Origin of the sequence: Mycobacterium sp. 1245499.0 (assembly GCF_001673615.1) — a bacterium.
GTDB lineage: Bacteria > Actinomycetota > Actinomycetes > Mycobacteriales > Mycobacteriaceae > Mycobacterium > Mycobacterium europaeum_A.
This window is the reverse complement of record NZ_LZMG01000039.1, coordinates 1-25204: the sequence shown is the minus strand read 5'-3', so window position 1 is coordinate 25204 and position 25204 is coordinate 1. Positions and strand designations below refer to the sequence as shown.

The following is a 25204-nucleotide window of genomic DNA, read 5'->3' as shown; positions in this document are numbered from 1 at the left end:
TCGGGGTGGTACCGGCCGCGTCGACTACCGTTGCGTTGCTGACGGATCCGTTCTGCGCGGCGCATCCGTTGGTCCGGGTTCAGCTCGAGGTCAACCTGCGCTCGGCCGGCATCGTGGAACGCGTCCGCAGGTTCGAACTGGACGCGGGCATCCTGTATCCGGACCAACAGGACACGGCCGACCTGCTGGTCACCCCGCTGTATCACGAGCAGCCGGTGCTCATCGCCGCCGCCGAACTCCTTGGAGGGGAAGCGAAAAACATGACGTGGTCGGACGCCGTGCAGTTGCCGCTGTGCCTGCTGACGCAGGGCATGCGGGGGCGCCGGCTCATCGACGACGCGCTGGCCACCCATGGCCTGCAGGTGACCCCGCGGCTGGAAACCGATTCCGTGGCAGCGCTGTTCGCGCACGTCCGCACCGGCCGGTGGGCGAGCATCGTGCCGCAACCGTGGATTCACACCCTGGGCGTGCCCGCCGGGGTCAGCGTGCTGGCGTTGCGGCGCCCGTCGGTCACCGCGTTGATAGCGCTGGTCACCAACCGGGCCGAGCCGGGCTCGTTGCTGACCCGCGCGCTGCGCCGCACCGCGCGCGAGGCCCGCATCGGCGCGACGCTCAGCGAGCCGTCCTAGCGGCGCTGATCGGCGCCGCCTATCGGCCGGTCGGAATCGCGTCTTGGACAACCGCGCGGTCGCCGTCTGAGACTGGGCCTGACCGCCGGCTGAAGGAGAACTCGATGGCCAAGTGTGTGATGGTGCTCTACCCCGATCCCGTCGACGGGTACCCGCCGCACTACGCGCGCGACAGCGTCCCGGCGATCCAGGGATACCCCGACGGCAGCACCGTGCCGACCCCGTCGACGCTCGACTTCACTCCCGGCGAGCTGCTCGGCTGTGTCTCGGGCGCTTTGGGGCTGCGCAAGTTCTTCCAAGACGCCGGGCACGAATTGGTGGTGACCTCGGACAAGGACGGCCCCGATTCGGAATTCGAGCGCGAGCTGGCCGATGCGGAAATCGTGATATCGCAACCGTTTTGGCCGGCCTACCTGACCATGGAGCGCATCGCCAAGGCGCCCAACCTCAAGTTGGCCCTGACCGCCGGCATCGGCTCGGACCACGTTGATCTGGACGCGGCGCAAGCGCGCGGGATCACCGTGGCCGAGGTGACGTACAGCAACAGCATCAGCGTCGCCGAGCACACGGTGATGCAGATCCTGGCGCTGGTCCGCAATTTCGTGCCGTCGCACCGGTGGGCGACCGACGGCGGCTGGAACATCGCCGATTGCGCCGCACGCGCCTACGACCTGGAGGGGATGGACGTCGGAGTGATCGCCGCCGGGCGGATCGGGCGTGCGGTGTTGCGCCGGCTGGCACCGTTCGACGTCAACCTGCACTACACCGACACCCGCCGGCTGGCGCCGGAAGCCGAGAAACGACTCAACGTGACGTTTCACCCCACGGTCGAATCGCTGGTGCGGGCGGTCGACGTGGTGTCCATCCACTCGCCGCTCTACGACGACACCCGCAGGATGTTCGACGAGAAGCTGATTTCGACGATGCGGTGGGGCTCCTACATCGTCAACACGGCCCGCGCCGAGGAGACCGTCCCGGAGGCCATCGCCGACGCGCTGCGGTCCGGTCAGCTGGCCGGCTACGCCGGGGACGTGTGGTATCCGCAGCCGCCGCCACCCGACCACCCCTGGCGGACGATGCCGAATAACGCCATGACACCGCATGTTTCGGGCACCACATTGTCCGCGCAGGCGCGCTACGCGGCCGGCACCAGGGAAATCCTGGAAAGCTGGTTCGCCGGCACGCCGATCCGCCCCGACTACCTGATCGTCGAAGGCGGCAAGCTCGCGGGTACCGGGGCGCTGTCCTACCGGAAGTAGCCGCGGTCCGCGGACCTCGGAGCGACAGCCCTTAGCGGATTAGTGAGTCGCCGCCGTGGCGTTGAAGCGACGATCTACCCAGTCGCCGAAATGCGGCGCGGACTGGATCTGGCCGGCGGCCGCGAACAGATCGGTGAGCCGTTGCTCGGCGCCCACCACGGTGTCGTCCAGCGGGATCGGCTGGCGCAGCGTGCGGCCTTGCGCGACGGCGGCGACGGCGGGGTCGACGCCGGCGGACTTGGCGTACTCGGCGGCCCACTCCTGCGGGTGCTCGCGAGCCCATGCCGCGGCTCGGGCGTATCGCGTCAGCAGATCCCCCAGGGCCGTGTTGGTCTTCGCGTCGGCCAGTGCCTTGTCGGAGGCGATGCCAAACGAGTACTTGTGCTTGCGTGTGACCAGGCCGCGCACCGGGAGCTGCTGTTCGGCCTGGGCGGTATAGGGATCCCACACCGCCCAGGCGTCGACCTGACCGTTACGAAATCCGGACAGGGCGTCGGCGGGCTGTAGGAACACGAGGTGGACATCGGCCGGTTTGAGACCGGCCTTATCCAGCTGGTCGAGCACATTGGCGTGCGCTGAGCTGCCCTTGGCGAGCGCGATCGTCTTGCCGCGCAGGTCGGGGACCGACCGGATGGTCGAATCGGTGTGGACCAGGATCTGGTCGCCGGGACCGCCGCCGTCGTAGGCGGACACCACCTTGATGCGGGCGTTGGCGACCGCGCCGAAGATCGGTGGGGTGTCACCGGTGATGGCGAAATCGATCTTGCCCGCGGCGGCGGCTTCGACCATCGGAGGCCCGGAGGTGAAGGTCGAGAAGTCGATCCGGTACGCAAGGCCCTGCAGTTGGCCGGCGGCGCGCAGCATGGCTTCGGTGGCCACGCTCTTTTGATCGCCGACCTTCAGCGTGAGGTCGGCCAGCTGGGACAGCGGGACTTGCGTCGGCACCTGACCGGGGCCGGCGGCGTGTTGGCGGGAGACGCACGCCGGCAACAGCAGCGCGAGGCCGGCCAGCAGGACCGCGGCATAGCGCCGCGCCGACATCGGACTCCGCCGACTCGGACACCGGGTTGATCGAGCGGTTCGGTGCGGTACCGAAGGTCGGCCGGTGCGGGCCAAAAGCGCAGTGCTGGACAGACTCACAGGTTGCGTATCCTCGTAGCGGTTCGACACGTGCGATTCGCGCCGGCAAGAACTGCGGCGCAGTGCCAGGCGAGGCTATGGCGGATCGGTTGGGCTGACCAGGGTTTGAATTGTGGTGAACGGAACCGCGCCGGGACACCCGTTTCTCGGCCTCAAGTGGCGGTGGTCGCCCGCGGCAGACTCATCGGCGGCACGTATCCGCCGATCAGGACGCGATGCCACCAGGCCCGATCACGACGCAGCTCGGCCGGCGTGGTGAAGCGGTACTGGTAGAGCTGCGCCCGCACAAACTTCGGCGGTGCATCCGGGAAGGGGTTGTGCCGCAACAACCGCAGCGTGGGTCGATCGTTTTCCAGCAGCCGCTGCAAGAACGGCCGCAACCACGGCTGCGCGTAGCCCGGCGAGATTGCGGCGAACCACATCAGCCAGTCCAGGCGCAGATGATAGGGGGCCCACTGTCGCGGCAGCCGGCGCAGCGCGCCCGGCTTGCCCTTGAATTCGTATTCCTTCCAGACGGTGCGGGCGGTGACGACCGCGTCGTCGGTACCCTCGATCACCACCTCGCGGCGGATCCGCCCGATGCTGCCGAAGGCGCCGTAGGTGTTGACCAAGTGGAACGAGTTGAAAGACATGTTCATTCGCTGCCGCGAGGACAGCATGTTCGCCAGCGGCCAGTAGCTCATGAACAGCACGGCCGCGGCGATCGCGACGACCAGGCCGATGAACCACAGCGGCGTCGGACCCGGATGCGCCGGGGCCAGGCTCGTGGACAGCACCGCCGCGACCGACGCGTCGTCGATGGCGCTGAACGCCAGCACGATGGTCACCCAGTTGAGCCACGCGAAATTACCCGAGGCGACCAGCCACAGCTGGGTGACGACGATGATCGCGGCGGCCACGCCGGCCACCGGCTGCGGCGCGAACAGTCCGAACGGCACGATCAGCTGCGCGAAATGGTTGCCCGCCACCTCAATCCGGTGCAGCGGCTTGGGGAGATGGTGAAAAAACCAGCTCAACGGGCCCGGCATCGGTTGCGTCTCATGGTGATAGTACAAACACGTCAGGTCACGCCAGCACGGGTCGCCGCGCATCTTGATCAGTCCCGCGCCGAATTCCACACGGAACAACAGCAGCCGAACCATCCACAACGTCAGGACAGGAGGTGCCACGTCGTGGTTGCCCAAAAAGATCATCAGAAAGCCGGTTTCGAGCAACAGTGATTCCCAGCCGAACGAGTACCAGGTCTGCCCCACGTTCACGATCGACAGATAGAACACCCACAGCGTCAGCCACATCGCCATCGCGGCCCACAGCGGCATCGCGTCGGCGGCCCCGGCGACGACGGCCGCCGACAACGCCGCTCCGAACCAGGCGACGGCCGCAAACAACCGATCGGAATAGCGCAAATGAAACAGGCTCGGCGTGCGCCAAAACGATTGGCGCGCCAGAAACTGCGGAATGGGCAGGATGCCCCGCTCACCGATGAGCGCGCGGAACTGGACCGCGGCCGCAACGAACCCGAGCAGATAGATCGCCGCGGCGCCGCGCTCGAGCACCAGTCTGCCCACCCAATATTGGGGTGCGGAAAACCAGTCCATGGCGCTAGCTCCTCGGTCAATGGCGGTTACGCCAACCCGCGTATCCAGTCAATCAGCCGGTAAACGGGTAGCCAATAGCCCGGCCGACTATTCGTCGCGCGGCCCGTCGGCCCGAGCGGTCCGCCGACGCGGTGCGGTCACGACCGAAGCGGCAAGCACCGCAAGCGAAATCAGGGCCAGTGCCTGGACACTCGCGGAGTGGCCGGCGTAGCCGTCGGCCGACCGCCAGGGCTGGCGCGACAGCGCCGCCCCCGCCAGGATCAGCCCGCCGGCGCCGCACACCACGCTGAGGTGCTCCCAGCGCCGCTGGTCCAACGCGTACCGCAGGGCCAGGGCCACCCCCATCACCGCCACGCCGCCCACGCCCGCGATCACCGCCGCGGCGGCCAGCACGGGGACGGCCGCCCACACGCCGCGCCGCCACGGTCGCGCGGGCTCGGCCGTGTCGTCGACGCCCTTTCTCCGGGTGCGCCAGAGCGCCAGCAGCGCCAGCAGCGGCAGCAGGGACAGCCCCACGGCCAGGCCCGCCCGGTAGAGCGAGTTGGAGGCGAACGTCAGCGTGATGGTCCCGGGGTCGCCCGCGGGCACCACCCAGCCCTGCTGCCACCCGTTGATGGAGATCGGCGTCAGGCGTGTCCCGGTGCTGGTGCGCGCCACCCAACCGGGGTTGATGCTTTCCGGGACGACCAGCACGCGGGAGGTGGTCGAGGCCGGTGCCTGCACCTCGCGGCGATCCGGGCCCCATCCCCGCCATGACGAAACCCGAACGGGCCGTGCGGCTTCGGCGGGGACGGGGGCGGACAGCTGGGCCCCGTCCACCACGAACTGAGCGCCTGGGCTGATCAGCAATTCCTGTTGACCCGCGGGCAGCTCGATCGGGTCGTGTTCGCACGGCACCGCCGCGATGGGAGCGTCATCCAGGATCGCCCCAACCGTGGTGTGAATCGCGGTGTGCACGAACCGGCCCGCGACCGCGATGACGGGTCCGCGCTCGCAGCCGACGGTGACCTCCCGGGCGCGGTTGCGGCCGGGGTCGGGTGCCGCGATCGGGTTGCCGTCGGCGCCCAGCGCCGCGATTTCGGCCAGCCCGGGCGGCTTGAGTTGGTCGAAACCCAATGCGTTGCGGTCGATGACGTCCGCCCAGTTCAGCAGGCTGACGGTCACGGTGTCGGTCACCCGGGGTTTGACCGGAATCGATTGCGTCCCGTCGGCTTTCACCGCGGCCACTTGCGGCCCGTCGCCCAGGTTGACGGCCACCATCGTCGGATGCACGGGCAGCACCGATTGGCCGGGAGTCAGCCGCACGCCGGTGACCTCGGTGGGCCGTGGCAGGGTGAGCGTCAGGGTGGGCGGGGTCTTGTGCTGCACCACCCGCTGGGGCGCCGTCCACGCGGTTGCCGGGTCGCCGTCCGTCGCCGCGTAGGCCGAACCGAGGACGTCCACTGTGTCCGAATCACCATGAGCTACAGTGGTATTCGGCTCGGCGATCAGGTCGGCGAGCTTGGGGCCCTGCCGCGGCCGCACCCACACCGCCGGGGTGACCGTCATCGGCGTCGGCACGGTCAGCGTCCGGCTGAAGTTGACCGGTTCCTCCGGGGCCAGGGCCATCGACGGCGCGCAGCGCACGGCGTCGGGCGCGCGGGCGCAGCCGGGCCTGCCCAGCAGCTCCGATCCCAGGTCCCAGCCCGCGACCGGCGTGCCCGCCGGCGGCACCGGCACCCGCACGGTGTGTCGCAGGTCGACCTGGTGGGCGAACCCGGACGCGTCGTACTGGGTGACCGTCAGGTCGGTGATGCCGAACTGCACCCCGGCCGAACCGTCGTCGGTGCCCGCCGCGGTGATCCGCACCCACGGCGTCTCGCCGTAGGGGAGTGCCGCGGCCAGCGGCTTGCCCGGCTCGTCGAAGCGCAAAGTGGTGCTGCCGGTGGCGGTTTCGATCAGGATGCGACGCACCTGGGCGCCGACCGCGGTGGCGCTGGGCGTCAACGTGATCGCCGCGTTGGTCACCGGGTGGTCGAAATCGATCCGCATCCATTGACCGACGGCGGCCTGCAGCGAGTTGGACACCCACGCGGTCGCCGAATCCCCGTCGATCGCGGCGGCCGGCGAGGTCGCCGGTGCGACGTCGGGCATGGCGGTCGAATCCGACGACGAACTCGATACCGTGATCCGGCCGCCGGTCCAGGCGCCGGCCACCGGATCGGCGCCGGGGACGGGGTAGTCGGGCACCCGATTGAAGGTGTGCCGCGCATCGCCCGGGGCCCGGACGGCCGACGAATGTTGGTCCACCCGGCCGTAATCCGTCTCGCGGGCCACCGGGGTGTCGGTGATGGTCACCCCGGCGCTCGTCGGCAGCCCCGCGGCGCGCGCGTCGGCGCTCAGCAGCGCCGGGCCCAGCGGCGGCCGGCCCAGCAGCCGCCGCCGTTCGTCCAGGCGCAGCAGCGCCTCCGGCCCGCCGTCGATCCGGGTCATCCGGTCGGCGTCGACGAAATACGGTGTGCCCGGGTCGTCATCGCCGCCGACCCGGTAGATCTCGACCGCCGGATACCGTGGCCGCAGCCCGCTGTCCGCGACGAAACCGGCCAGGGTGCCGGGGCCCACCGGCGCGCCGAACTGGGCGACCTTGCGCAGTCCGGGCGACCCGTCGATGGCGCGGTGCACCAGGATGGGGCGTGCCGAGCGCGACGTGTCGGGGTCCAGGTCGTTGCGCACCGCCAGATATGAAATACCTTGCCGGACAAGAGTATCTGCCAGCCCAGCCGAGGGGCGGCCGGCGGCGAACAGGCGCTGCACCGAATCGAGGGCGCGGATTGTCTGCGGTGGGGTCAACGGAATGGAGTCGCGCACCCCCCACGGGCTGGCGCCCAGCACCTGCAGCGGCTCGTCATGGCTGGTGCCCCACACCTGGGTGGCGAACGGCGCCCCGGGAACGACGAGCACCCGCCCGGCCGCCGGTGTGCCGGTGTTGTGTTCGGTGAGCCAGTCGGCGGCCTCGTGCCAGTACTGCGGGATCGCGGTGAACGTCCCCGGCGGGGCCAGCCGACCGGTCCACGCCAGCGACGTGCTGACCAGCAGCGCCGTCACGACCGCGATCGCCGCCGCCACCCGTTTGTCGCGCTCGGGGTGCGCAAAGGCGCGCAGCCACACCGTCATTGGCGCGCTGCCCGGCAGCGGTATCCGGCCCAGCAGCTGCGCGAGGCCCAGCACCACCGGGATTCTGATCACCGATCCGAGCTTGTGCACGTTGCGCAGCGGGGCGCCGCCGGCGTCCAGGAAGGCCTGTACCGCGTGCGCCACCGGCGAGCCCAGCCCGCCGCTGTATCCGGCGGCCATCAGCACCACCCCGACCAGCAGCATGGTCACCAACCGCCCGCGCGCCGGCATCGCCGGGCGGGTCAGCCCCGCGAGTCCGGCCGCAGCGACCAGACAGGTGCCCAGGATGGCCGCCGACCCGGTCACCAGCGGAGCGCCCGCGGTGGCGGTCGGCGCCACGTACGGGGTCCAGCTGTCGGTGCCGCGCAGCATCTCGACCAGCGACGACCACTGCGTCGTCACGCCGGACGATTCGATGAAGTCCAGGAACGGCGGGCTGATGGCGCGCAGCATCATCAGCGCAACCCCCCACCACAGCGTGGCCAGCGCCAGCGCCACCAGCCACCACCCGGTGTATCGCCACCACAACCGGTTGGGCCGGTGGCATGCCCACCAGATCACCGCCGGCAGGCAGCCGGCCGCGGTCGCGATGGCGTTCACCGCGCCCATCAGCGCGATGGCCAGGCCCGCCTGCCCGGCCAGCGCGCGCACCGACCGGTCGCCGGTGGCGCGCAGGGCCAGGATCGTGGGCAGCAAGACCCACGGCGCCAGCATCATCGGCAGGGTTTCCGACGAGATCGAGCCGAGCGTGGTCACCACTCGCGGGGACAGCGCGAACGCGACGGCGGCGATCACCCGCGACGCCGGGCTGCCGATCCGCAGCGCCTCGGCGACGCGCAGCAGCCCCCAGAAGCCGACGGTGAGCAGCAGCGCCCACCACAGCCGCTGGGTGATCCAGCCGGGCACGCCCAGCGCGTGGCCGAGCAGAAAGAAGGTGCCGTGCGGAAACAGGTAGCCGTAGGCCTGGTTCTGCGCCTGCCCGAACGGCAGCTCGCTGTTCCACAGGTTGGTCGCGCGGGCCAGGAAGCGCAGCGGATTCGCGGTCAGGTCCAGCTTGGTGTCGGGGGAGACCCGCCCCGGGGACTGGGCGAACGTCAGGGCCAGCGCGATCGCACCGACCAGCCACAACCACCGCCGCGACACCGGCCCAGCCGTCGAGCATGAGACCGGAGGTCCGGCCCCTGTCCGCGACCGGCTAGCTACGGTTGCCGTACTCGACCCGGTTGAGCACTGACGACTGCGGATCGCCCCCGGGAAGTGGCGGCTTCGTGTCTTGCTGGACCATCAAGGTGATCCCGAAGATCGCGGCCGCGCCGAGCAACAGGCCAACCACAACGCTCGCTGCGGCGGGCGCAACGATCCGGTTCATCGACGGCTCCTGGGGTCGGCTTGCGGTCCTGACTTTCGACCTAGCGCCAACCTAGCAGAACGGCGCCCGCCCAACCGGGGCCCCGGTCACCAGTGCAGACAGTGTCCGTGGAAACAGCGGTCGCCGTATTCGACCTGATAGGGCGCGACCGGAAGCGCGGGGCGCTGCAGGCTGGGCACCGACACCAGGCTCTGGTCGGCCACGGCGAGCGTGATCCCGACGGTCGTCGCCACCCCGGCGGACAACCCCACCGCGATGCTGACCGCGGCGGCCAACGTGAAACCGGTCATCGCTGGCTCCCTCCCTGCCAGTCGAACGGGTCTGCAGCCCCCCGATCAGCAACGTACCGCTGATGCCCCCTGGCGCCGGGCACGAAACGCCCGCCGTGAAAGCATGGCCCGATGGCATTTTCGCGCACCTTCGCCGTGCTCGCAGCCGCGTCGGCGCTGGTGGCCGGTTGCGGCCACCACCCCGCCGCGCACCCGCCCAGCTCGTCGGCGTCGAGCAAACCGGCCGCCGCTCCGGCGCCGCCGGTGTGCGCCGACCCGTCGGCGCTCCCGGCCACACTGGGCATCCGCGACAAGCTGGCCCAACTGCTGATGGTGGGCGTGAAGAACGCCGACGACGCCCGCAACGTCGTCAACGGCTACCACGTGGGCGGCATCTTCATCGGCAGCTGGACGGACCTGTCGATCTTCAAGGGACCGCTGGCCGACATCGCGGCCAAGGCGGGTCCGCTGCCGCTGGCCGTCAGCGTCGACGAAGAGGGCGGCCGGGTCTCGCGGTTGAAGTCGCTGATCGGGACGTCGCCATCGCCGCGCGAGCTGGCGCAGACGCAAACGGTCCAACAGGTGCATGACCTGGCCGCCGACCGCGGCAGGAAGATGCGCGACCTGGGCATCACCGTCGACTTCGCCCCCGTCGTCGACGTCAGCGACGAGCCCGACGACGCCGTCATCGGCAACCGGTCGTTCAGCGCGGATCCTGCCACGGTCACCGACTACGCCGGGGCCTATGCGCAGGGGCTGCGCGACGCCGGCCTGCTGCCGGTGCTCAAGCACTTCCCCGGCCACGGGCACGGCTCGGGCGATTCGCACACCGGCGGCGTGGTCACGCCGCCGCTCGACGCCCTGCAGAACAGCGATCTGGTGCCCTACCGGACCCTGGTGGTCTCGCCGCCGGTCGGCGTCATGGTGGGCCACCTGCAGGTTCCCGGCCTCACCGGCGACGCCCCGGCCAGCCTGAGCCCCGAGGCCGTGCAGCTGCTGCGCAACGGGGTCGGCTACAAGGGCCCGCCGTTCACCGGGCCGGTGTTCAGCGACGACCTGTCCAGCATGGCCGCCATCTCCGACCGATACGGCGTGTCGGAGGCCGTGCTGCGCAGCCTGCGGGCCGGCGTCGACGTCGCGCTGTGGGTGACCACCGACGAGGTGCCGGCGGTCCTGGACCGGCTGCAACAGGCGGTGGCCTCGGGCGACCTGCCGGCCAAGCAGGTCGACGATTCGCTGGTGCGGGTGGCGACGATGAAGGGCCCCAACCGTAACTGCGGCCACTAGCGGGTCGGCCCCGTCCGCACCAACGGATGTGGCGGCCGGGCCGCATTGCTTACCCTTGAGTCAGCTAGACGGGTCGGAAAGGTAAGCGATGGCGGGTGGCACCAAGCGGTTACCGCGCGCCGTCCGCGAGCAGCAGATGCTCGACGCCGCCGTCCAGATGTTCTCGGTCAACGGCTATCACGAGACGTCGATGGATGCCATCGCCGCCGAGGCGCAGATCTCCAAGCCGATGCTGTACCTGTATTACGGCTCCAAGGAGGACCTGTTCGGCGCCTGCCTGAACCGGGAGATGGGCCGGTTCATCGACGCGGTGCGCGCCGACATCGACTTCCAGCAGAGCCCCAACGACATGCTGCGCAACACCATCGCGTCGTTCATGCGCTACATCGACGCCAACCGGGCGTCCTGGATCGTGATGTACACCCAGGCCACCAGCTCACAGGCGTTCGCCCACATGGTCCGCGAGGGACGCGAGCAGATCATCGAACTCGTGGCCGGGCTGATGCGGGCGGGCAGCCGCAACCCGCGCACCGAGCGCGAGAACGAAATGATGGCCGTGGCCCTGGTGGGCGCCGGCGAGGCGGTCGCCAACCGGCTGTCCACCGGCGACGTCGACGTCGAGGAGGCGGCCCAGCTGATGATCGACCTGTTCTGGTACGGCCTCAAGGGGTCGCCGGCGGAACGGGCGGCGGCGCACCCCGAGGCGGGCGGCTCGGACGCCGCCGGCGAATAGCCCCAGGGTCGTTGCGGTGGCCCGGATGAGCGTCCCGAGCTGGGACCGCGGCAACCTCGAATTCTTCTGCGCCGTAATCATCGTCGGCTTGCTCGCCGGAGTCGCCGGCTTGGCGACGACGTTCGTGCTGCGCGTGGTCCAGCACGCCACCTACAACTACAGTTTCGGCGCGCTGCTGGAAGGGGTGACCGCCAGCAGCCCGATCCGGCGCATGCTGGGCCCGATGATCGGCGCAGGGCTGGCGGGCCTGGGGTGGTGGTTGCTGCGGCGCCGGGCCGAGGTGCCCCCGCTGGCGCAGACCATCGCCGCCCGCGCACCCGTGCCGCGGCTGTCCTGGAGCGTCGACGCGATGCTGCAGGTGCTGCTCGTCGGATCGGGAGCATCGCTCGGGCGAGAGGGCGCCCCACGTCAATTCGCCGCTGCGCTCAGCGATTTGGGGACCGGATGGCTCAGGCGGCTGGGCCCGCGCGATCGCGAGATCCTGCTGGCCTGTGCGGCGGGCGCGGGCCTGGGTGCGGTGTATGCGGTTCCGCTGGCCGGCGCACTGTTCTCGATCCGGATCCTGCTGAACACCTGGCGGCCGCGGGTGGTGGGCGCGGCGTTTCTCTCCTCCGGCTTAGCGGTCGCCGTCGGCTCGGCCATCACCCGCGATCAACCCAATCTGCGATGGCCGATCGGGGAGTCCACGTATCTGCTGACCGCGCACGGATTGCTGCTGGCGCCGGTGGCTCTCGCGGTCGGGCTGGCGTTCAACCGGTTGATGGCCGCGGCGCGGCCCGCCCGCCAGCCGAGGACTGCGCTGCTCATCCCCGCGCTCGCGGGAGCGGGCCTGGTGATGGGCGTGTGTTCGCACTGGTGGCCCGAGTTGCCCGGCAACGGCCGCAGCATCCTGACCGTGAGCCTGGCCAGCGGCATGACCCTGCTCTCGGCGCTGGCCATCCTGGCGCTGAAACCCCTACTGACCGCGCTGTTTCTGCGCGCGGGCGGGGCCGGCGGCCTGCTGACGCCCTCACTGGCCACCGGTGCCGCCGCCGGCGCCGCGCTGGTCTTGGCGATCAACTGGGCGATGGGAACTCATCTGCACGTCCCGGCGGTATCGCTGGCCGGCGCCGCCGGCGTGCTCGCGGTGACCCAGGGCTCGCCGATCTGGGCGGCGATCTTCGTCTGGGAGCTCGCCCGGCCCCCGCTGTGGCTGTTTCTGCTCTTCCTGCTGACCGCGAGCAGCGCACACGCGCTGAAAGTGCTTGCCCAGGGCCGCAGTACGACGCACGCGGGTTAGAGCGCCCGGACCGTGCCAGTCAGGTGCGGGTAACCCTTGGCGATGTTGCGCAGTGAAATGTCCCAGCCGCCGTCGTGCTCGTCGATGTAGAGCCCGGCGGTCGCGGGCAGCACCAGCGGCTTGCCGAACCGCACCGAATACCGCACGGCATCGGGGATTTGTGCTTCGACGTTGGCCAATACCGCTGCGGCGCTGTACATTCCGTGCGCGATCACGGTCGGGAAGCCGAACAGCTTGGCCGCGACCGAGTTGGTGTGGATCGGGTTGTGATCGCCCCCGACGTCGGCGTAGCGCCGGATCAGCCCGGGGCTGATCCGCAACACGGTGGACGGTGGCGGCAGCTTGGGCTGCTTCTGCGGTGGCGGCTTGGGTTCATCGGACAGGCTCGTCCGCTGCTGGTGCAGGAAGGTCGTCACCTGATGCCAGGCGGTGTCGTTGCCGACGCTGACATCGGTCACCAGATCGACCAGCAGCCCCTTGCGGTGCTCGCGCAGGTTCTCGGCGTGCACGCGCACCCCGACGGTGTCGGTGACCGCGATCGGGCGGTACTGCGTGATGTGGTTCTCGGTGTGCACCGCTCCCATTGCGGCAAATGGGAAGTCGAAGCCGGTGACCAGCGACATCAGCGCGGGAAAGGTCAGCGCGAACGGGTAGGTCAGCGGCACGTGATTGCCGTAGCGCAGGCCCGTGACCCCCGCGTACTCGGCCACGTTCGCGCGGTCGATGGGCAATTCCTCGATGGTCACGGTGCGGGTGGGCACCTCGCCGCTGCGGGACACCACCGGCAGCGCCCCGGCCGCCGCGCGCAGCATGTTCTTCAGGCCGCTTGGCTGGTTCATGGCATTCTCCTCGACAGCCCGGTTCGCTATGCGCCCAGCATGGCCTGGCCGCAGACGCGAATGACGTTACCCGTCACCGCATTTGAGGCCGGGCTGGCGAAGTAGGCGATGGTTTCGGCGACGTCCACCGGCTGCCCGCCCTGCAGCAGCGAGTTCATCCGGCGGCCGACCTCGCGGGTGGCCAGCGGGATGGCGGCGGTCATCTGGGTTTCGATGAAACCCGGTGCGACGGCGTTGATCGTGATGCCCTTGCCGTACAGCTCCGGGGCCAGCGACTGGGTGAGGCCGATCATCCCGGCCTTGGTCGTCGCGTAGTTGGTCTGGCCGCGGTTGCCGGCGATGCCGGCCATCGACGACAGACCGATCACCCGGCCGCCCTCGCCGATGGTGCCGTTGCCCACCAGACCCTCGGTAAGCCGCAGCGGGGCAAGCAGATTGACGGCCAGGACGGCGTCCCAGCGGGCGTCGTCCATGTTGGCCAACAGCTTGTCGCGGGTGATGCCGGCGTTGTTGACCAAAACGTCGGCGCGCCCGCCGTGGTGCTCGCGCAGGTGCTCGGTGATCTTGTCGACGGCGTCTTCGGCGGTGACGTCGAGCCACAACGCGGTGCCCCCGACCCGGCTGGCCGTCTCGGCCAGCGCCTCGGCGGCCGATTCGACGTCGATGGCCACCACGCGGGCGCCGTCGCGGGCGAACACCTCGGCGATCGTCGCGCCGATGCCCCGGGCCGCGCCGGTCACGATCGCGACCTTGCCGTCCAGCGGGCGGTCCCAATCGGCCGGAGGCGTGGAGTCCGCCTCCCCGACGTAGAAGACCTGGCCGTCGACGTAGGCGGACTTGGCCGACAAGATGAACCGCATCGTCGATTCCAGGCCCGTCGCGGCGGGCTTGGCGTCCGGCGACAGGTACACCAGCGCGACCGTGGCGCCGTTGCGCAGCTCCTTGCCCAGCGAACGGGTGAAGCCCTCCAGCGCGCGCTGCGCGATCCGCTCGTGCGGGCTGGCTTCTGTATTTTGCAAGGCGTCGGGCGTGGTCCCGACCACCACCACGCGCGCGGAATGACCCAGGTTGCGCAGCAGGGGGGTGAAGAACTCGTAGAGCCCCCGGAGCCCCTCCGGCGTGGTGATGCCGGTGGCGTCGTACACCAGGCCGCCGAACTTGTCCGCCCAGCGGCCGCCCAGGTTGTTGCCCACCAGGTCGTAGTCGGCGTCCAGCGCCGCGCGCAGCGGTTCGACGACCCGGCCCTCCCCGCCGATCAGCAGGGCCCCGGCCAGGGGCGGTTCACCGGCCCGGTAACGGCGCAGCGTCTCGGGTTGGGGGACGCCGAGCTGCTTGGCGAGAAACGATCCAGGACCGGAATTGACGATCTGGGAGAACAGATCGGACGAAGCCTTGGGAGCCACCGGAGCTACCTTCCATGTTCTTGCGAAATCGGGGTATGCCTACAGCACAACCGTATCGGGGACGAACTTACTGCAGAGTAAGAACAGTGGGTATTATGGCCCCGGACGGGCGATTCCCAAACCGATAGACCGCGCAAACACGGAGAAGAATAGTGGCCGCTGCAAGTTCTGAGTCAAGTAAACAGTCTGCTCAGCGCAGTTCTGAGCGTCGGCGGGTGGCCGTGCTGGGCGGCAACCGCATCCCGTTCGCCCGGTCCGACGGCGCCTACGCGGAGGCGTCCAACCAGGACATGTTCACCGCCGCCCTGGGCGGGCTGGTGGATCGCTTCGGGTTGGCCGGCGAGCGGCTCGGGGTCGTCGTCGGCGGCGCCGTGCTCAAGCACAGCCGGGACTTCAACCTGACCCGCGAATGCGTGCTGGGCTCGCAGCTGTCGTCCCACACGCCCGCGTTCGACCTGCAGCAGGCCTGCGGTACCGGGCTGCAGGCGGCCGTGGCCGCCGCCGAGGGCATCGCGTCCGGCCGTTACGACGTGGCCGCCGCCGGCGGCGTCGACACCACCTCCGACGCGCCCATCGGGCTGGGCGACAACCTGCGCCGCACCCTGCTCAAGCTGCGCCGGGCCAAGTCCAACGTGCAACGGCTGAAGCTGGTGGGCACGCTGCCCGCCACCCTGGGCGTCGAGATCCCGGTGAACAGTGAACCGCGCACCGGGCTGTCCATGGGCGAGCACCAGGCGCTGACGGCCAAGAAGATGGGCATTTCCCGCGTGGCCCAGGACGAGTTGGCCGCCGCCAGCCACCGCAACATGGCCGCCGCCTACGACCGGGGCTTCTTCGACGACCTGGTCACGCCCTTCCTGGGGCTCTACCGCGACGACAACCTGCGTCCGGACTCGTCGGCGGAGAAGCTGGCCAAGCTGCGCCCGGTGTTCGGCGTCAAGGCGGGCGACGCGACGATGACCGCCGGCAACTCGACGCCGCTGACCGACGGTGCGTCGGTGGCGCTGCTGGCCACCGACGAGTGGGCGGCCGCGCATTCGCTGACGCCGCTGGCCTACCTGGTGGATTCGGAGACCGCCGCCGTCGACTACGTCAATGGGCGTGACGGCCTGCTGATGGCACCGACCTACGCCGTGCCGCGGCTGCTGGCCCGCAACGGCCTGAGCCTGCAGGATTTCGACTTCTACGAGATTCACGAGGCGTTCGCGTCGGTGGTGCTGTGCCACCTGCAGGCCTGGGAATCCGAGGAGTACTGCAAGGAGCGGCTGGGCCTGGACGGCGCGCTGGGCTCGATCGACCGGTCCAAGCTGAACGTCAACGGGTCCTCGCTGGCCGCCGGCCACCCGTTCGCGGCCACCGGCGGGCGGATCCTGGCCCAGGCGGCCAAGCAGCTCGCGCAGCGCAAGGCCGAGCAGAAGGGCGGCGGCACCGTGCGCGCCCTGGTCTCGATCTGTGCGGCAGGTGGCCAGGGCGTGGCCGCGATTCTGGAGGCCTGACGGGCCCGTCAGGGCCCGGTCCCGCCGGATCGGCGCTCGTCATGAGTTGAGTCACATCTGGTTAGTCGGAAGGGGGCGCGGGTATCCGACCCACCGGATGGCCCCGTGTTGTGGTCTGACCCCCCGACCCCGACGGCAATACGGGGCATCCCCTGAATACGACCGCCCGTCCGCATCGCGGATTGGCGTACGAAAAGGGCCGCCGCTGGAGTGAGGGGATCCAGCGGCGGCCTTTTTGCTGTCCGGCAGGCCTTTCATCGCTGCGGCGAACGCAAATCCCCCGCTCCGACCAGGCGAAGCGGGGGATTCATGCGTTGCCGTCGAGGGCCTAGAAGGCAGCCTCGTCGAGCTCCATGATGTCATTGTCCAGCGTGTCGATGACCTCGCGGGTGCTGGTCAGCAACGGCAGGAAGTTCTTCGCGAAGAACGACGCCACCGCGATCTTGCCCTCGTAGAAGGACCGCTCATCGCCGCTGGCACCGGCATCCAGCGCCGCCACGGCGACCGCCGCCTGACGCTGCAACAGCCAGCCGATGACCAGGTCACCGACGCTCATCAGGAAGCGCACCGAACCCAGGCCCACCTTGTACAGGCTGGTCACGTCCTCCTGCGCCGCCATCAGGTAGCCGGTCAGCGTGGCCGCCATCGCCTGGACGTCGGTCAGGGCCTTGGCCAGCAGCTCGCGCTCGGTCTTCAGCCGGCCGTTGCCGGACTCGCTGTCGACGAACTTCTGGATCTGCTCGGACACGTGCGCCAGGGCCACACCCTTGTCGCGGACGATCTTGCGGAAGAAGAAGTCCTGCGCCTGGATGGCGGTGGTGCCCTCGTAGAGCGAGTCGATCTTGGCGTCCCGGATGTATTGCTCGATCGGGTAGTCCTGCAGGAAGCCGGATCCACCGAAGGTCTGCAGGCTCTCGGTGAGCTTGGCGTACGCCTGCTCCGAGCCCACACCCTTGACGACCGGCAGCATCAGGTCGTTGACCTTGACCGCCAGCTCGGCGTCCACGCCGTGGATCGCCTCGGCGACCGCCGCGTCCTGGTAGGTGGACGTGAACAGGTACAGCGCGCGCAGACCCTCGGCGTAGGCCTTCTGGGTCATCAGCGAACGGCGCACGTCCGGGTGGTGCGTGATGGTCACGCGCGGTGCGGTCTTGTCGGTCATCTGGGTCATGTCGGCGCCCTGGACGCGCGACTTCGCGTACTCGAGCGCGTTCAGGTAGCCCGTCGACAGGGTGGCGATGGCCTTGGTGCCGACCATCATGCGGGCCTGCTCGATGACCTCGAACATCTGCGCGATGCCGTTGTGCACCTCGCCGACCAGCCAGCCCTTGGCGGGGACGTCGTGCTGGCCGAAGCTCAGCTCGCACGTCGCCGAGACCTTCAGGCCCATCTTGTGCTCGACGTTGGTGACGAAGACGCCGTTGCGCTCGCCCAGCTCGCCGGTCTCGAAGTCGAACAGGAACTTGGGCACGAAGAACAGCGACAGCCCCTTGGTGCCCGGTCCGGCGCCCTCGGGGCGGGCCAGCACCAGGTGGAAGATGTTCTCGAACAGGTCGCCGGAGTCGGCGGAGGTGATGAACCGCTTCACACCGTCGATGTGCCAGGAGCCGTCCTCCTGCTTGACGGCCTTGGTCCGCCCGGCGCCCACGTCCGAACCGGCGTCCGGCTCGGTGAGCACCATGGTCGAACCCCAGCCGCGCTCAGCGCAGATGACGGCCCACTTCTTCTGCTCCTCGGTGCCGAGGTGGTACAGGATGTTGGCGAAGCCTGCCCCGCCGGCGTACATCCACACGGCGGGGTTGGCGCCGAGCAGGTGCTCGTGCAGCGCCCACACCAGCGCCCGGGGCATCGGCATGCCGCCGAGCACCTCGTCGATGCCGACCTTGTCCCAGCCGGCCTCGATGACGGACTGGACCGACTTTTTGAAAGATTCCGGCAGGGTCACCGAGTGCGTCTTCGGATCGAACACCGGCGGATTGCGGTCACCCTCGACGAAGGAGTCGGCGACCGGCCCCTCGGCCAGTCGGCTGATCTCGTTCAGCATTTCTTGGGCTGTGTCGGCGTCCAGGTCGGCGTATTCGCCCTGGCCCAGCGCCTTGTCAACGCCCAGAACTTCGAACAGGTTGAATACCTGGTCGCGGACGTTGCTCTTGTAGTGGCTCACTACGGTCCTCCTCGTTGAGAATGCCACTTGTGGTTGGGTACTAGGTCTAAGTTACCCACCAGTAACAAGACCTAAAATATCGCTCGCGTCAGTGGGATGCAAGTCAATGTGAGCTAGATTTCATTGCCTAATTAACCAACCGGTTGGGAAGCTGCTGGTCATGCCGTTGAAATCCGATCTACCTGCGGCGATGATCCACACTTGACCGGTGTGCGCGGCGTCACTGCGCCGCCCGACGAGGTGCCGACGGTGGACCTGCGGGCCGATGCCGCGCGCCTGCGCCGCGGGCTGCGGGATGCCGGCCACGAGGTGGGCTTCTTCTATCTGACCGGTCACGGGGTGGCGCCGGACCTGGTGGGACGGATGCTGGACGCGGCGCGGCGGCTCTTCGAGCTGCCGCAACCCGACAAGGACGCCGTCGCGATGGTGCGTAGCCCCCATTTCCGCGGCTACACCCGCCTCGGCGGCGAGCTGACCCGCGGCGAGGTGGATTGGCGTGAGCAGATCGACGTCGGACCGGAGCGCACCCCGATCGATGGGCTGGACAAGGCGGACTACCGGTGGCTGCAGGGGCCGAATCAGTGGCCGGCCGCGCTGCCGGAGCTGCCCGGGATCATCGAGGAGTGGGACGCCGCGCTCTCCGCGGTGGCCCGCACCCTGCTGCGACACTGGGCGGCCTCGCTCGGCAGCCCGCCCGGCGTGTTCGACGCGTCCTTCGCCGACGCGCCGGCCACCCTGATCAAGATCATCCGGTACCCGGCCCGCGCGGAAAGCGCGCAGGGCGTGGGCGCCCACCGCGACTCCGGGGTGCTCACCTTGTTGCTGGCCGAGCCGGGCAGCACCGGCCTGCAGGTCCGGCGCGGTGGCGGGAAAGGAGGCCATCCCGATGACGGCTGGATCGAAGTGCCGCCGCGCGAGGGGGCGTTCATCGTCAACATCGGCGAGCTGCTGGAGGTGGCCACCCGTGGTTACCTGCGGGCCACCGAGCACCGGGTCAGCCTGCACGGGCAGGCCGGGGACCGCATCTCGGTGCCCTACTTCTTCAATCCGCGCCTGGACGCACAGATACCCGTGCTGTCGCTGCCCGACGAGCTCGCGGCACGGACCGATGAACACTGGACACCGTCGCACGATCCGGCCGACCCCATGTTTTCGGTCTACGGGCGCAACGCCTGGAAGAGCAGGCTGCGGGCCCATCCGGATGTGGCCGCGGCGCACGGATATTCGGCAGATCGCTTAGAAAACGGCTGAGGGTGGCCGTGCCGGCGTGACCGGCGCCGGGTAGGGTCACACACGAAAATCCCGTCTCCGGCTCTAGGGGCGAATAAGTCCGGTGAACTCGAACAACAAGCTGACAGCGTCGTCGCTGCGGGAGGCCTTCGGTCACTTCCCGTCCGGTGTGGTAGCGATCGCCGCCGAGGTGAACGGAACCCGGGAAGGCCTGGCGGCCAGCACCTTCGTCCCCGTCTCGCTGGACCCGCCGCTGGTGTCGTTCTGCGTGCAGAACACCTCGACGACCTGGCCCAAGCTCAAGGACCTGCCGATGCTGGGCATCAGTGTCCTCGGCGAGGCGCATGACGAGGCCGCGCGCACGCTGGCCGCGAAGACCGGCGACCGGTTCGCGGGTCTGGAAACGGTCTCCCGGTCCTCCGGTGCGGTGTTCATCAAGGGCACCGGCCTGTGGCTGGAAAGCGCGATCGAGCAGCTCATTCCGGCGGGCGATCACACCATCGTGGTGTTGCGGGTCAACGAGGTGACCGTGGACGCCGAGGTGGCGCCCATCGTGTTCCATCGCAGCGTGTTCCGCCGCCTCGGCGCCTAATCGGGTCGCTGAGCCGTCGACCTGCTAGGGGCGGTGGCCCAGTTCCTCCCGAAAGCCCTGAATGCGGCTCTCGAGTTCGGCGGCGTCGGTGTGCCGGCCTTCCTTGTTCGCGAGTTGGGCGCGTACCGACAGCTGGCGGATCGCGGTGCGAATGTTGTTGATGCTGGCGGTTTCTCGCATGGGTTTCATGAACTGCCTTTCCGGTCGTGGACAGACGACCGCACGGGGCGGCCCGACAGGATGCAGTGTGGTTACCCGAGTCCCGCGGCGGCCTAACGTGCCACGGCGCGACGTCGCCGAGCGTGAAGTCAGTTGCACGTTGAGCGCCGAATGTGAAGGCAGCTTCACATTCGAGCCGCAAGGCCGCGCGTGATCAGCGGCGGAACAGCTTGTTACCCAGCCACACGACCGGGTCGTACTTGCGGTCGGCGACCCGCTCTTTCATGGGGATCAGCGCGTTGTCGGTGATCTTGATGTTCTCCGGGCAGACCTCGGTGCAGCACTTGGTGATGTTGCAGTAGCCCAGACCGTGCTCGTCCTGGGCGTCGTTGCGCCGGTCGCGGGTGTCCAGCGGGTGCATTTCCAGCTCGGCGATCCGCATCAGGAACCGGGGACCGGCGAACGCCTTCTTGTTCTCCTCGTGGTCGCGCACCACGTGGCAGACGTTCTGGCACAGGAAGCACTCGATGCACTTGCGGAATTCCTGCGAGCGCTGCACGTCCTCCTGCGCCATCCGGTACTCCCCGGGCTGCAGGTCCTTGGGCGGCGCGAAAGACGGTATCTCGCGGGCCTTTTCGTAGTTGAACGAGACGTCGGTCACCAGGTCGCGGATCACCGGGAACGTGCGCAGCGGCGTGACGGTGACGACCTCGTCCTCGGCGAACGTCGACATCCGGGTCATGCACAGCAGCCGCGGCTTGCCGTTGATCTCCGCCGAACAGGAACCACACTTGCCCGCCTTGCAGTTCCACCGGACGGCCAGATCGGGCGTCTGGGTCTGCTGCAGGCGATGGATGATGTCGAGGACGACCTCGCCCTCGTTGACCTCGACCGTGAAGTCCTGCAGACCGCCGTCGGCGTCGTCGCCGCGCCACACCCGCATCGTCGCGTTGTAGGTCATTTGCCACTCCGTCCTGGGTGCCCGGCGAGTTCTTCGTCGGTGTAGTACTTCTCCAGCTCGGCGATGTCGAACAGCTCCAGCAGATCGGGCCGCATCGGCGTCTGATCCTTCTTCGTGATGGTGATCTCGGGGATCACCTCGTCACCGCCGCTCGCCTCGCAGACCAGCAGCACCTTGCGCCACGACGAGTCCATCGCCGGGTGGTCGTCACGGGTGTGCCCGCCGCGGCTCTCGGTGCGCTGCAGCGCGGCCTTGGCGACGCACTCGCTGACCAGCAGCATGTTGCGCAGGTCGATGGCCAGGTTCCAGCCCGGGTTGTACCGGCGCTGCCCCTCGACGTGCAGGTTCTTGAACCGCTCGCGCAGCTTGTTGAGCCGCTCGAGGGCCTCGGTGATCTCTTCCTCCTTGCGGATGATGCCGACCAGGTCGTTCATCGACTGCTGCAGCTCGAGCTGCAGGGTGTACGGGTTCTCCGCGGCCGCGCCGTTGGCCGGCGCATCGAAGGGCGACAGCGCCCGCTTGGCCGCCGCGTCCACGGCGTCCTCGGCGATCGTGGGCCGGCTGCTCAGGGCACGCACGTAGTCGGCCGCACCCAGACCGGCACGCCGGCCGAACACCAGCAGGTCCGACAGCGAGTTGCCGCCCAGCCGGTTGGACCCGTGCATGCCGCCGGAGCATTCACCCGCGGCGAACAGCCCGGGGACGGTGGCCGCGCCGGTGTCGGCGTCGACCTCGACGCCACCCATCACGTAGTGGCAGGTCGGCCCGACTTCCATCGGCTCCTTGGTGATGTCGACGCCGGCCAGCTCCTTGAACTGGTGGTACATCGACGGCAGGCGGCGGTTGATCTCCGCGGGGGTCAGCCGCGAGGCGATGTCCAGGAAGACGCCGCCGTGTGGGCTGCCGCGGCCGGCCTTGACCTCGGAGTTGATCGCGCGCGCGACCTCGTCACGCGGCAGCAGGTCGGGGGTGCGGCGGGCCGAGTCGTTGTCCTTGAGCCACTGGTCGGCCTCTTGCTCGGTCTCGGCGTACTGGCCCTTGAACACCGAGGGGATGTAGTCGAACATGAACCGCTTGTCGTCGGAGTTCTTCAGCACCCCGCCGTCACCGCGGACACCCTCGGTGACCAGGATCCCCTTCACGCTCGGCGGCCAGACCATGCCCGTCGGGTGGAACTGGACGAACTCCATGTTGATCAGCGACGCGCCCGCCCGCAGGGCTAGGGCGTGGCCGTCGCCGGTGTACTCCCACGAGTTCGAGGTGACCTTGAACGACTTGCCGATCCCGCCGGTGGCCAGCACCACCGCGGGCGCCTCGAACAGGATGAAGTTGCCGCTTTCGCGGATGTAGCCGAACGCGCCGGCGATCGCGTCGCCGTCCTTGATCAGCTCGGTGATCGTGGTCTCGGCGAACACCCGGATCCGGGCTTCGTAGTCGCCGAGCTCGGCGAAGTCCTCCTGCTGCAGCGAGACGATCTTCTGCTGCATGGTGCGGATCAGTTCCAGGCCGGTGCGGTCACCGACGTGGGCCAGCCGCGGGTAGGTGTGCCCACCGAAGTTGCGCTGGCTGATCTTGCCGTCCTTGAGGCGATCGAACAGTGCCCCATAGGTTTCCAGCTCCCAGACCCGGTCGGGGGCTTCCTTGGCGTGCAGTTCGGCCATGCGCCAGTTGTTGAGGAATTTCCCGCCGCGCATGGTGTCGCCGAAGTGGGTCTTCCAGTTGTCTTTCGGGTTGGTGTTGCCCATCGAGGCCGCGCAACCACCCTCGGCCATGACCGTGTGGGCCTTGCCGAACAGGGACTTGCACACCACCGCAACCCGCAAACCCCGTTCGCGCGCTTCGATAACCGCGCGCAGTCCCGCGCCGCCGGCACCGATCACGACCACGTCGAACGTGTGCCGCTCGATTTCAACCATGAAACCCTCGCTAGCTAAATCTGTGATTTATTTCGAAATGGCTTGTCAGCCAACAAACCTGAGGTCAGGAATGGTGCCGCTGGCCACCAGTGCGATGTAGAAGTCGGTGAGCATCAGGGTGCCCAGCGTGATCCAGGCGAACAGCTTGTGGCGGGTGTTGATGACGCTGACCTGGGTCCAGATCCAGTACCGCACAGGGTGCTTGGAGAAGTGCTTGAGCCGCCCGCCGGTGACGTGCCGGCAGGAGTGGCAGGACAGCGTGTAGATCCACAGCATGATGACGTTGCCGAGCAGGATCAGATTGCCCAGACCGAAGCCGAATCCGCCCGGGCCGCTGTCGGAGTGGAACGCGACGATCGCGTCGTAGGTGTTGATCACCGAGATGATGCCGGCGATATAGAAGAAGTACCGGTGGGTGTTCTGGATGATCAGCGGGAACTTGGTCTCGCCGGTGTAGTGCACGCGAGGCTCGGCCACCGCGCAGGCGCTGGGCGACTGCCACACCGTGCGGTAGTAGGCACCGCGGTAGTAGTAGCAGGTCAGACGGAACAGCAGCAGGAACGGCAGCGACAAGGCGGCGTACGGCAGCCACCATACGTCGGGCAGGAACTGCGGCCAGATGTCGCCGGCCTCACCGCAACCCTTGCTCACGCAGGGCGAGTAGAACGGCGTCAGGTAGTGGTATTTGGGAACGAAGAAGTAATCCTGTTGGAACGCCCGCGCCGTCGCATAAATAATGAATGCGGCGAAGCCTAGATCGATCCGCAGCGGCGACATCCACCACCGATCGGTGCGCAGGGTGCGTTGCGGGATACGGGCGCGCGTGGGTGAAAAGACACCGGACGCAGGACGGTTCGCCGTGGGTGCGCTCATTTAGTGTGTTCCTCTTCGAACGGGCTGTAGGTCGAAGGGTACACAGAACCAAGCCCCCCTTTTCTGGGGGGCTTGTGTTGTTCGACGTTGGTCAGGACCTGTTGTGACCGCCGACACCCTCGTCGTCGACGTCGCGCCAGAATTCGCTGTCGTATTGGGTGTCGGGAATGACGATCTTCTCACCGGACTGCTGCACGGTGGCGCCCGCCAGGTCCAATTCGGACACGTCGGTGTCGAGCAGGTCGACGTCGGACAGGATGCGGTCGGCGTCGATGACGATGCGCCGCATGGCCGGGCTGTCACCGTATCGGGCCCGTAGGGAGCTCACGCACCGCCGCAGGCCGCCGATGAGGTCGTGTAGTTCGGCGAATTCGGTCGTGCCAGTCGTGCTCGGCGTGCGAGTCAAAGGATCTCCTCGGCAGTGTTTCGGATCACAGTACGCCCTCGATACTATCCACCGCACACGCCAGACGTCAGGTCGTTGGGCCGGGATGCCGAGGGAGCAAACACTTATGACGGGACGCGCCACACCGGCCGAGCGGGCCGCCGCGCTGCTGGAACTGCACCGGCCGGGCAACCCGGTCATCCTGCCGACCGTGTGGGATGCCTGGTCGGCCCGGCTGGCCGCCGGCGCCGGATTCGCCGCGCTCACCGTGGGCAGCCATCCGATGGCGGACTCGATCGGCAAACCGGACAACGAGGGCATGTCGTTCGACGATGTGCTCACCCGGGTCGCGCAGATCACCGCCGCGGTCGACGTCCCGGTGTCGGTGGACATCGAATCCGGCTACGGCCAGCGGGCGGGCCGGCTGATCGAGGGCCTGCTCAGCGCCGGGGCCGTCGGGTGCAACATCG

22 protein-coding genes are annotated in these 25204 nt (G+C 68.8%); 9 read left to right on the top strand and 13 right to left on the bottom strand.

What is annotated here, in order from left to right:
• Both A5646_RS01920 and A5646_RS01915 read left to right on the top strand, forming a co-directional pair.
• The coding region (locus A5646_RS01920; protein WP_067019481.1) for a LysR family transcriptional regulator substrate-binding protein at positions 1 to 629 on the top strand (629 nt) is incomplete at its 5' end.
• 104 nt (positions 630 to 733) lie between these two features.
• Complete coding sequence (locus A5646_RS01915) at positions 734 to 1888, top strand: NAD-dependent formate dehydrogenase (protein ID WP_067019474.1); 1155 nt, start codon at positions 734 to 736, stop codon at positions 1886 to 1888.
• Between the two features lie 39 nt (positions 1889 to 1927).
• Here the strand turns inward: A5646_RS01915 and A5646_RS01910 are convergent, their stop codons facing one another.
• The 5 genes from A5646_RS01910 to A5646_RS01890 form a co-directional block, all read right to left on the bottom strand.
• Positions 1928 to 2929 carry an ABC transporter substrate-binding protein gene (locus tag A5646_RS01910; RefSeq protein ID WP_066865956.1) on the bottom strand — a complete coding sequence of 334 codons (1002 nt, stop codon included), beginning with the start codon at positions 2927 to 2929 and terminating at the stop codon, positions 1928 to 1930.
• Between the two features lie 251 nt (positions 2930 to 3180).
• Positions 3181 to 4626: a lipase maturation factor family protein gene (locus A5646_RS01905; protein WP_067019471.1), complete on the bottom strand. Its 1446-nt coding sequence runs from the start codon at positions 4624 to 4626 to the stop codon at positions 3181 to 3183.
• A gap of 87 nt (positions 4627 to 4713) precedes the next feature.
• Positions 4714 to 8922, bottom strand: coding sequence for a DUF3367 domain-containing protein (locus A5646_RS01900; protein WP_067019468.1), 4209 nt, complete (start codon positions 8920 to 8922; stop codon positions 4714 to 4716).
• Between the two features lie 52 nt (positions 8923 to 8974).
• Entirely contained in the window at positions 8975 to 9148 is a 174-nt protein-coding gene (locus A5646_RS01895; RefSeq protein ID WP_007769006.1) for a DUF2613 domain-containing protein, read from the bottom strand.
• Positions 9149 to 9234: 86 nt separating this feature from the next.
• Positions 9235 to 9438 carry a DUF2613 family protein gene (locus A5646_RS01890; protein WP_066865946.1) on the bottom strand — a complete coding sequence of 68 codons (204 nt, stop codon included), beginning with the start codon at positions 9436 to 9438 and terminating at the stop codon, positions 9235 to 9237.
• Between the two features lie 111 nt (positions 9439 to 9549).
• Between A5646_RS01890 and A5646_RS01885 the strand changes: the two genes are divergently transcribed.
• The 3 genes from A5646_RS01885 (at position 9550) to A5646_RS01875 (ending at position 12716) form a co-directional block, all read left to right on the top strand.
• Positions 9550 to 10704 carry a glycoside hydrolase family 3 N-terminal domain-containing protein gene (locus A5646_RS01885; protein WP_067019465.1) on the top strand — a complete coding sequence of 385 codons (1155 nt, stop codon included), beginning with the start codon at positions 9550 to 9552 and terminating at the stop codon, positions 10702 to 10704.
• 88 nt (positions 10705 to 10792) lie between these two features.
• On the top strand, positions 10793 to 11437 hold the full coding sequence (locus A5646_RS01880) for a TetR/AcrR family transcriptional regulator (protein ID WP_066877386.1): 645 nt from the start codon (positions 10793 to 10795) through the stop codon (positions 11435 to 11437).
• 25 nt (positions 11438 to 11462) lie between these two features.
• Positions 11463 to 12716, top strand: coding sequence for a chloride channel protein (locus A5646_RS01875; RefSeq protein WP_066877384.1), 1254 nt, complete (start codon positions 11463 to 11465; stop codon positions 12714 to 12716).
• Here A5646_RS01875 and A5646_RS01870 read toward each other — a convergent pair.
• On the bottom strand, positions 12713 to 13555 hold the full coding sequence (locus tag A5646_RS01870; RefSeq protein WP_066877382.1) for a MaoC/PaaZ C-terminal domain-containing protein: 843 nt from the start codon (positions 13553 to 13555) through the stop codon (positions 12713 to 12715). The genes A5646_RS01875 and A5646_RS01870 overlap by 4 nt on opposite strands.
• 26 nt (positions 13556 to 13581) lie before the next feature.
• The gene (locus tag A5646_RS01865; protein WP_066877380.1) at positions 13582 to 14958 is read right to left on the bottom strand and encodes a 3-oxoacyl-ACP reductase; all 1377 of its coding nucleotides are present in this window, start codon (positions 14956 to 14958) and stop codon (positions 13582 to 13584) included.
• Between the two features lie 152 nt (positions 14959 to 15110).
• On the opposite strand from A5646_RS01865, the gene A5646_RS01860 reads away from it, so the two are divergent.
• On the top strand, positions 15111 to 16454 hold the full coding sequence (locus tag A5646_RS01860) for an acetyl-CoA C-acetyltransferase (protein WP_067019462.1): 1344 nt from the start codon (positions 15111 to 15113) through the stop codon (positions 16452 to 16454).
• A gap of 328 nt (positions 16455 to 16782) precedes the next feature.
• Here A5646_RS01860 and A5646_RS01855 read toward each other — a convergent pair whose 3' ends face one another.
• Positions 16783 to 18618, bottom strand: a complete 1836-nt coding sequence (locus A5646_RS01855) for an acyl-CoA dehydrogenase (RefSeq protein ID WP_066866207.1) — start codon at positions 18616 to 18618, stop codon at positions 16783 to 16785.
• 210 nt (positions 18619 to 18828) lie between these two features.
• Here A5646_RS01855 and A5646_RS01850 point away from each other — a divergent pair, with 210 nt between their 5' ends.
• Entirely contained in the window at positions 18829 to 19869 is a 1041-nt protein-coding gene (locus A5646_RS01850) for an isopenicillin N synthase family oxygenase (RefSeq protein ID WP_067019478.1), read from the top strand.
• Positions 19870 to 19951: 82 nt separating this feature from the next.
• A complete protein-coding gene (locus tag A5646_RS01845) occupies positions 19952 to 20440 on the top strand; it encodes a flavin reductase family protein (RefSeq protein ID WP_066866205.1) in 489 nt (162 codons plus the stop codon).
• A 24-nt stretch (positions 20441 to 20464) separates the two neighbouring features.
• On the opposite strand, the gene A5646_RS29330 is transcribed toward A5646_RS01845, so the two are convergent.
• The 5 genes from A5646_RS29330 to A5646_RS01825 form a co-directional block, all read right to left on the bottom strand.
• Entirely contained in the window at positions 20465 to 20629 is a 165-nt protein-coding gene (locus A5646_RS29330) for a hypothetical protein (protein WP_197497902.1), read from the bottom strand.
• A gap of 184 nt (positions 20630 to 20813) precedes the next feature.
• Positions 20814 to 21560: a succinate dehydrogenase/fumarate reductase iron-sulfur subunit gene (locus A5646_RS01840; RefSeq protein WP_007768969.1), complete on the bottom strand. Its 747-nt coding sequence runs from the start codon at positions 21558 to 21560 to the stop codon at positions 20814 to 20816.
• A complete protein-coding gene (locus A5646_RS01835) occupies positions 21557 to 23476 on the bottom strand; it encodes a fumarate reductase/succinate dehydrogenase flavoprotein subunit (protein ID WP_067019457.1) in 1920 nt (639 codons plus the stop codon). Before A5646_RS01835 ends, A5646_RS01840 begins: the two co-directional genes overlap by 4 nt.
• 45 nt (positions 23477 to 23521) lie before the next feature.
• Entirely contained in the window at positions 23522 to 24349 is an 828-nt protein-coding gene (locus A5646_RS01830; protein WP_067019454.1) for a hypothetical protein, read from the bottom strand.
• Between the two features lie 91 nt (positions 24350 to 24440).
• Entirely contained in the window at positions 24441 to 24755 is a 315-nt protein-coding gene (locus A5646_RS01825) for a hypothetical protein (protein WP_066866199.1), read from the bottom strand.
• Positions 24756 to 24861: 106 nt separating this feature from the next.
• Between A5646_RS01825 and A5646_RS01820 the strand changes: the two genes are divergently transcribed.
• The coding region (locus A5646_RS01820; protein ID WP_197505091.1) for an isocitrate lyase/phosphoenolpyruvate mutase family protein at positions 24862 to 25204 on the top strand (343 nt) is incomplete at its 3' end.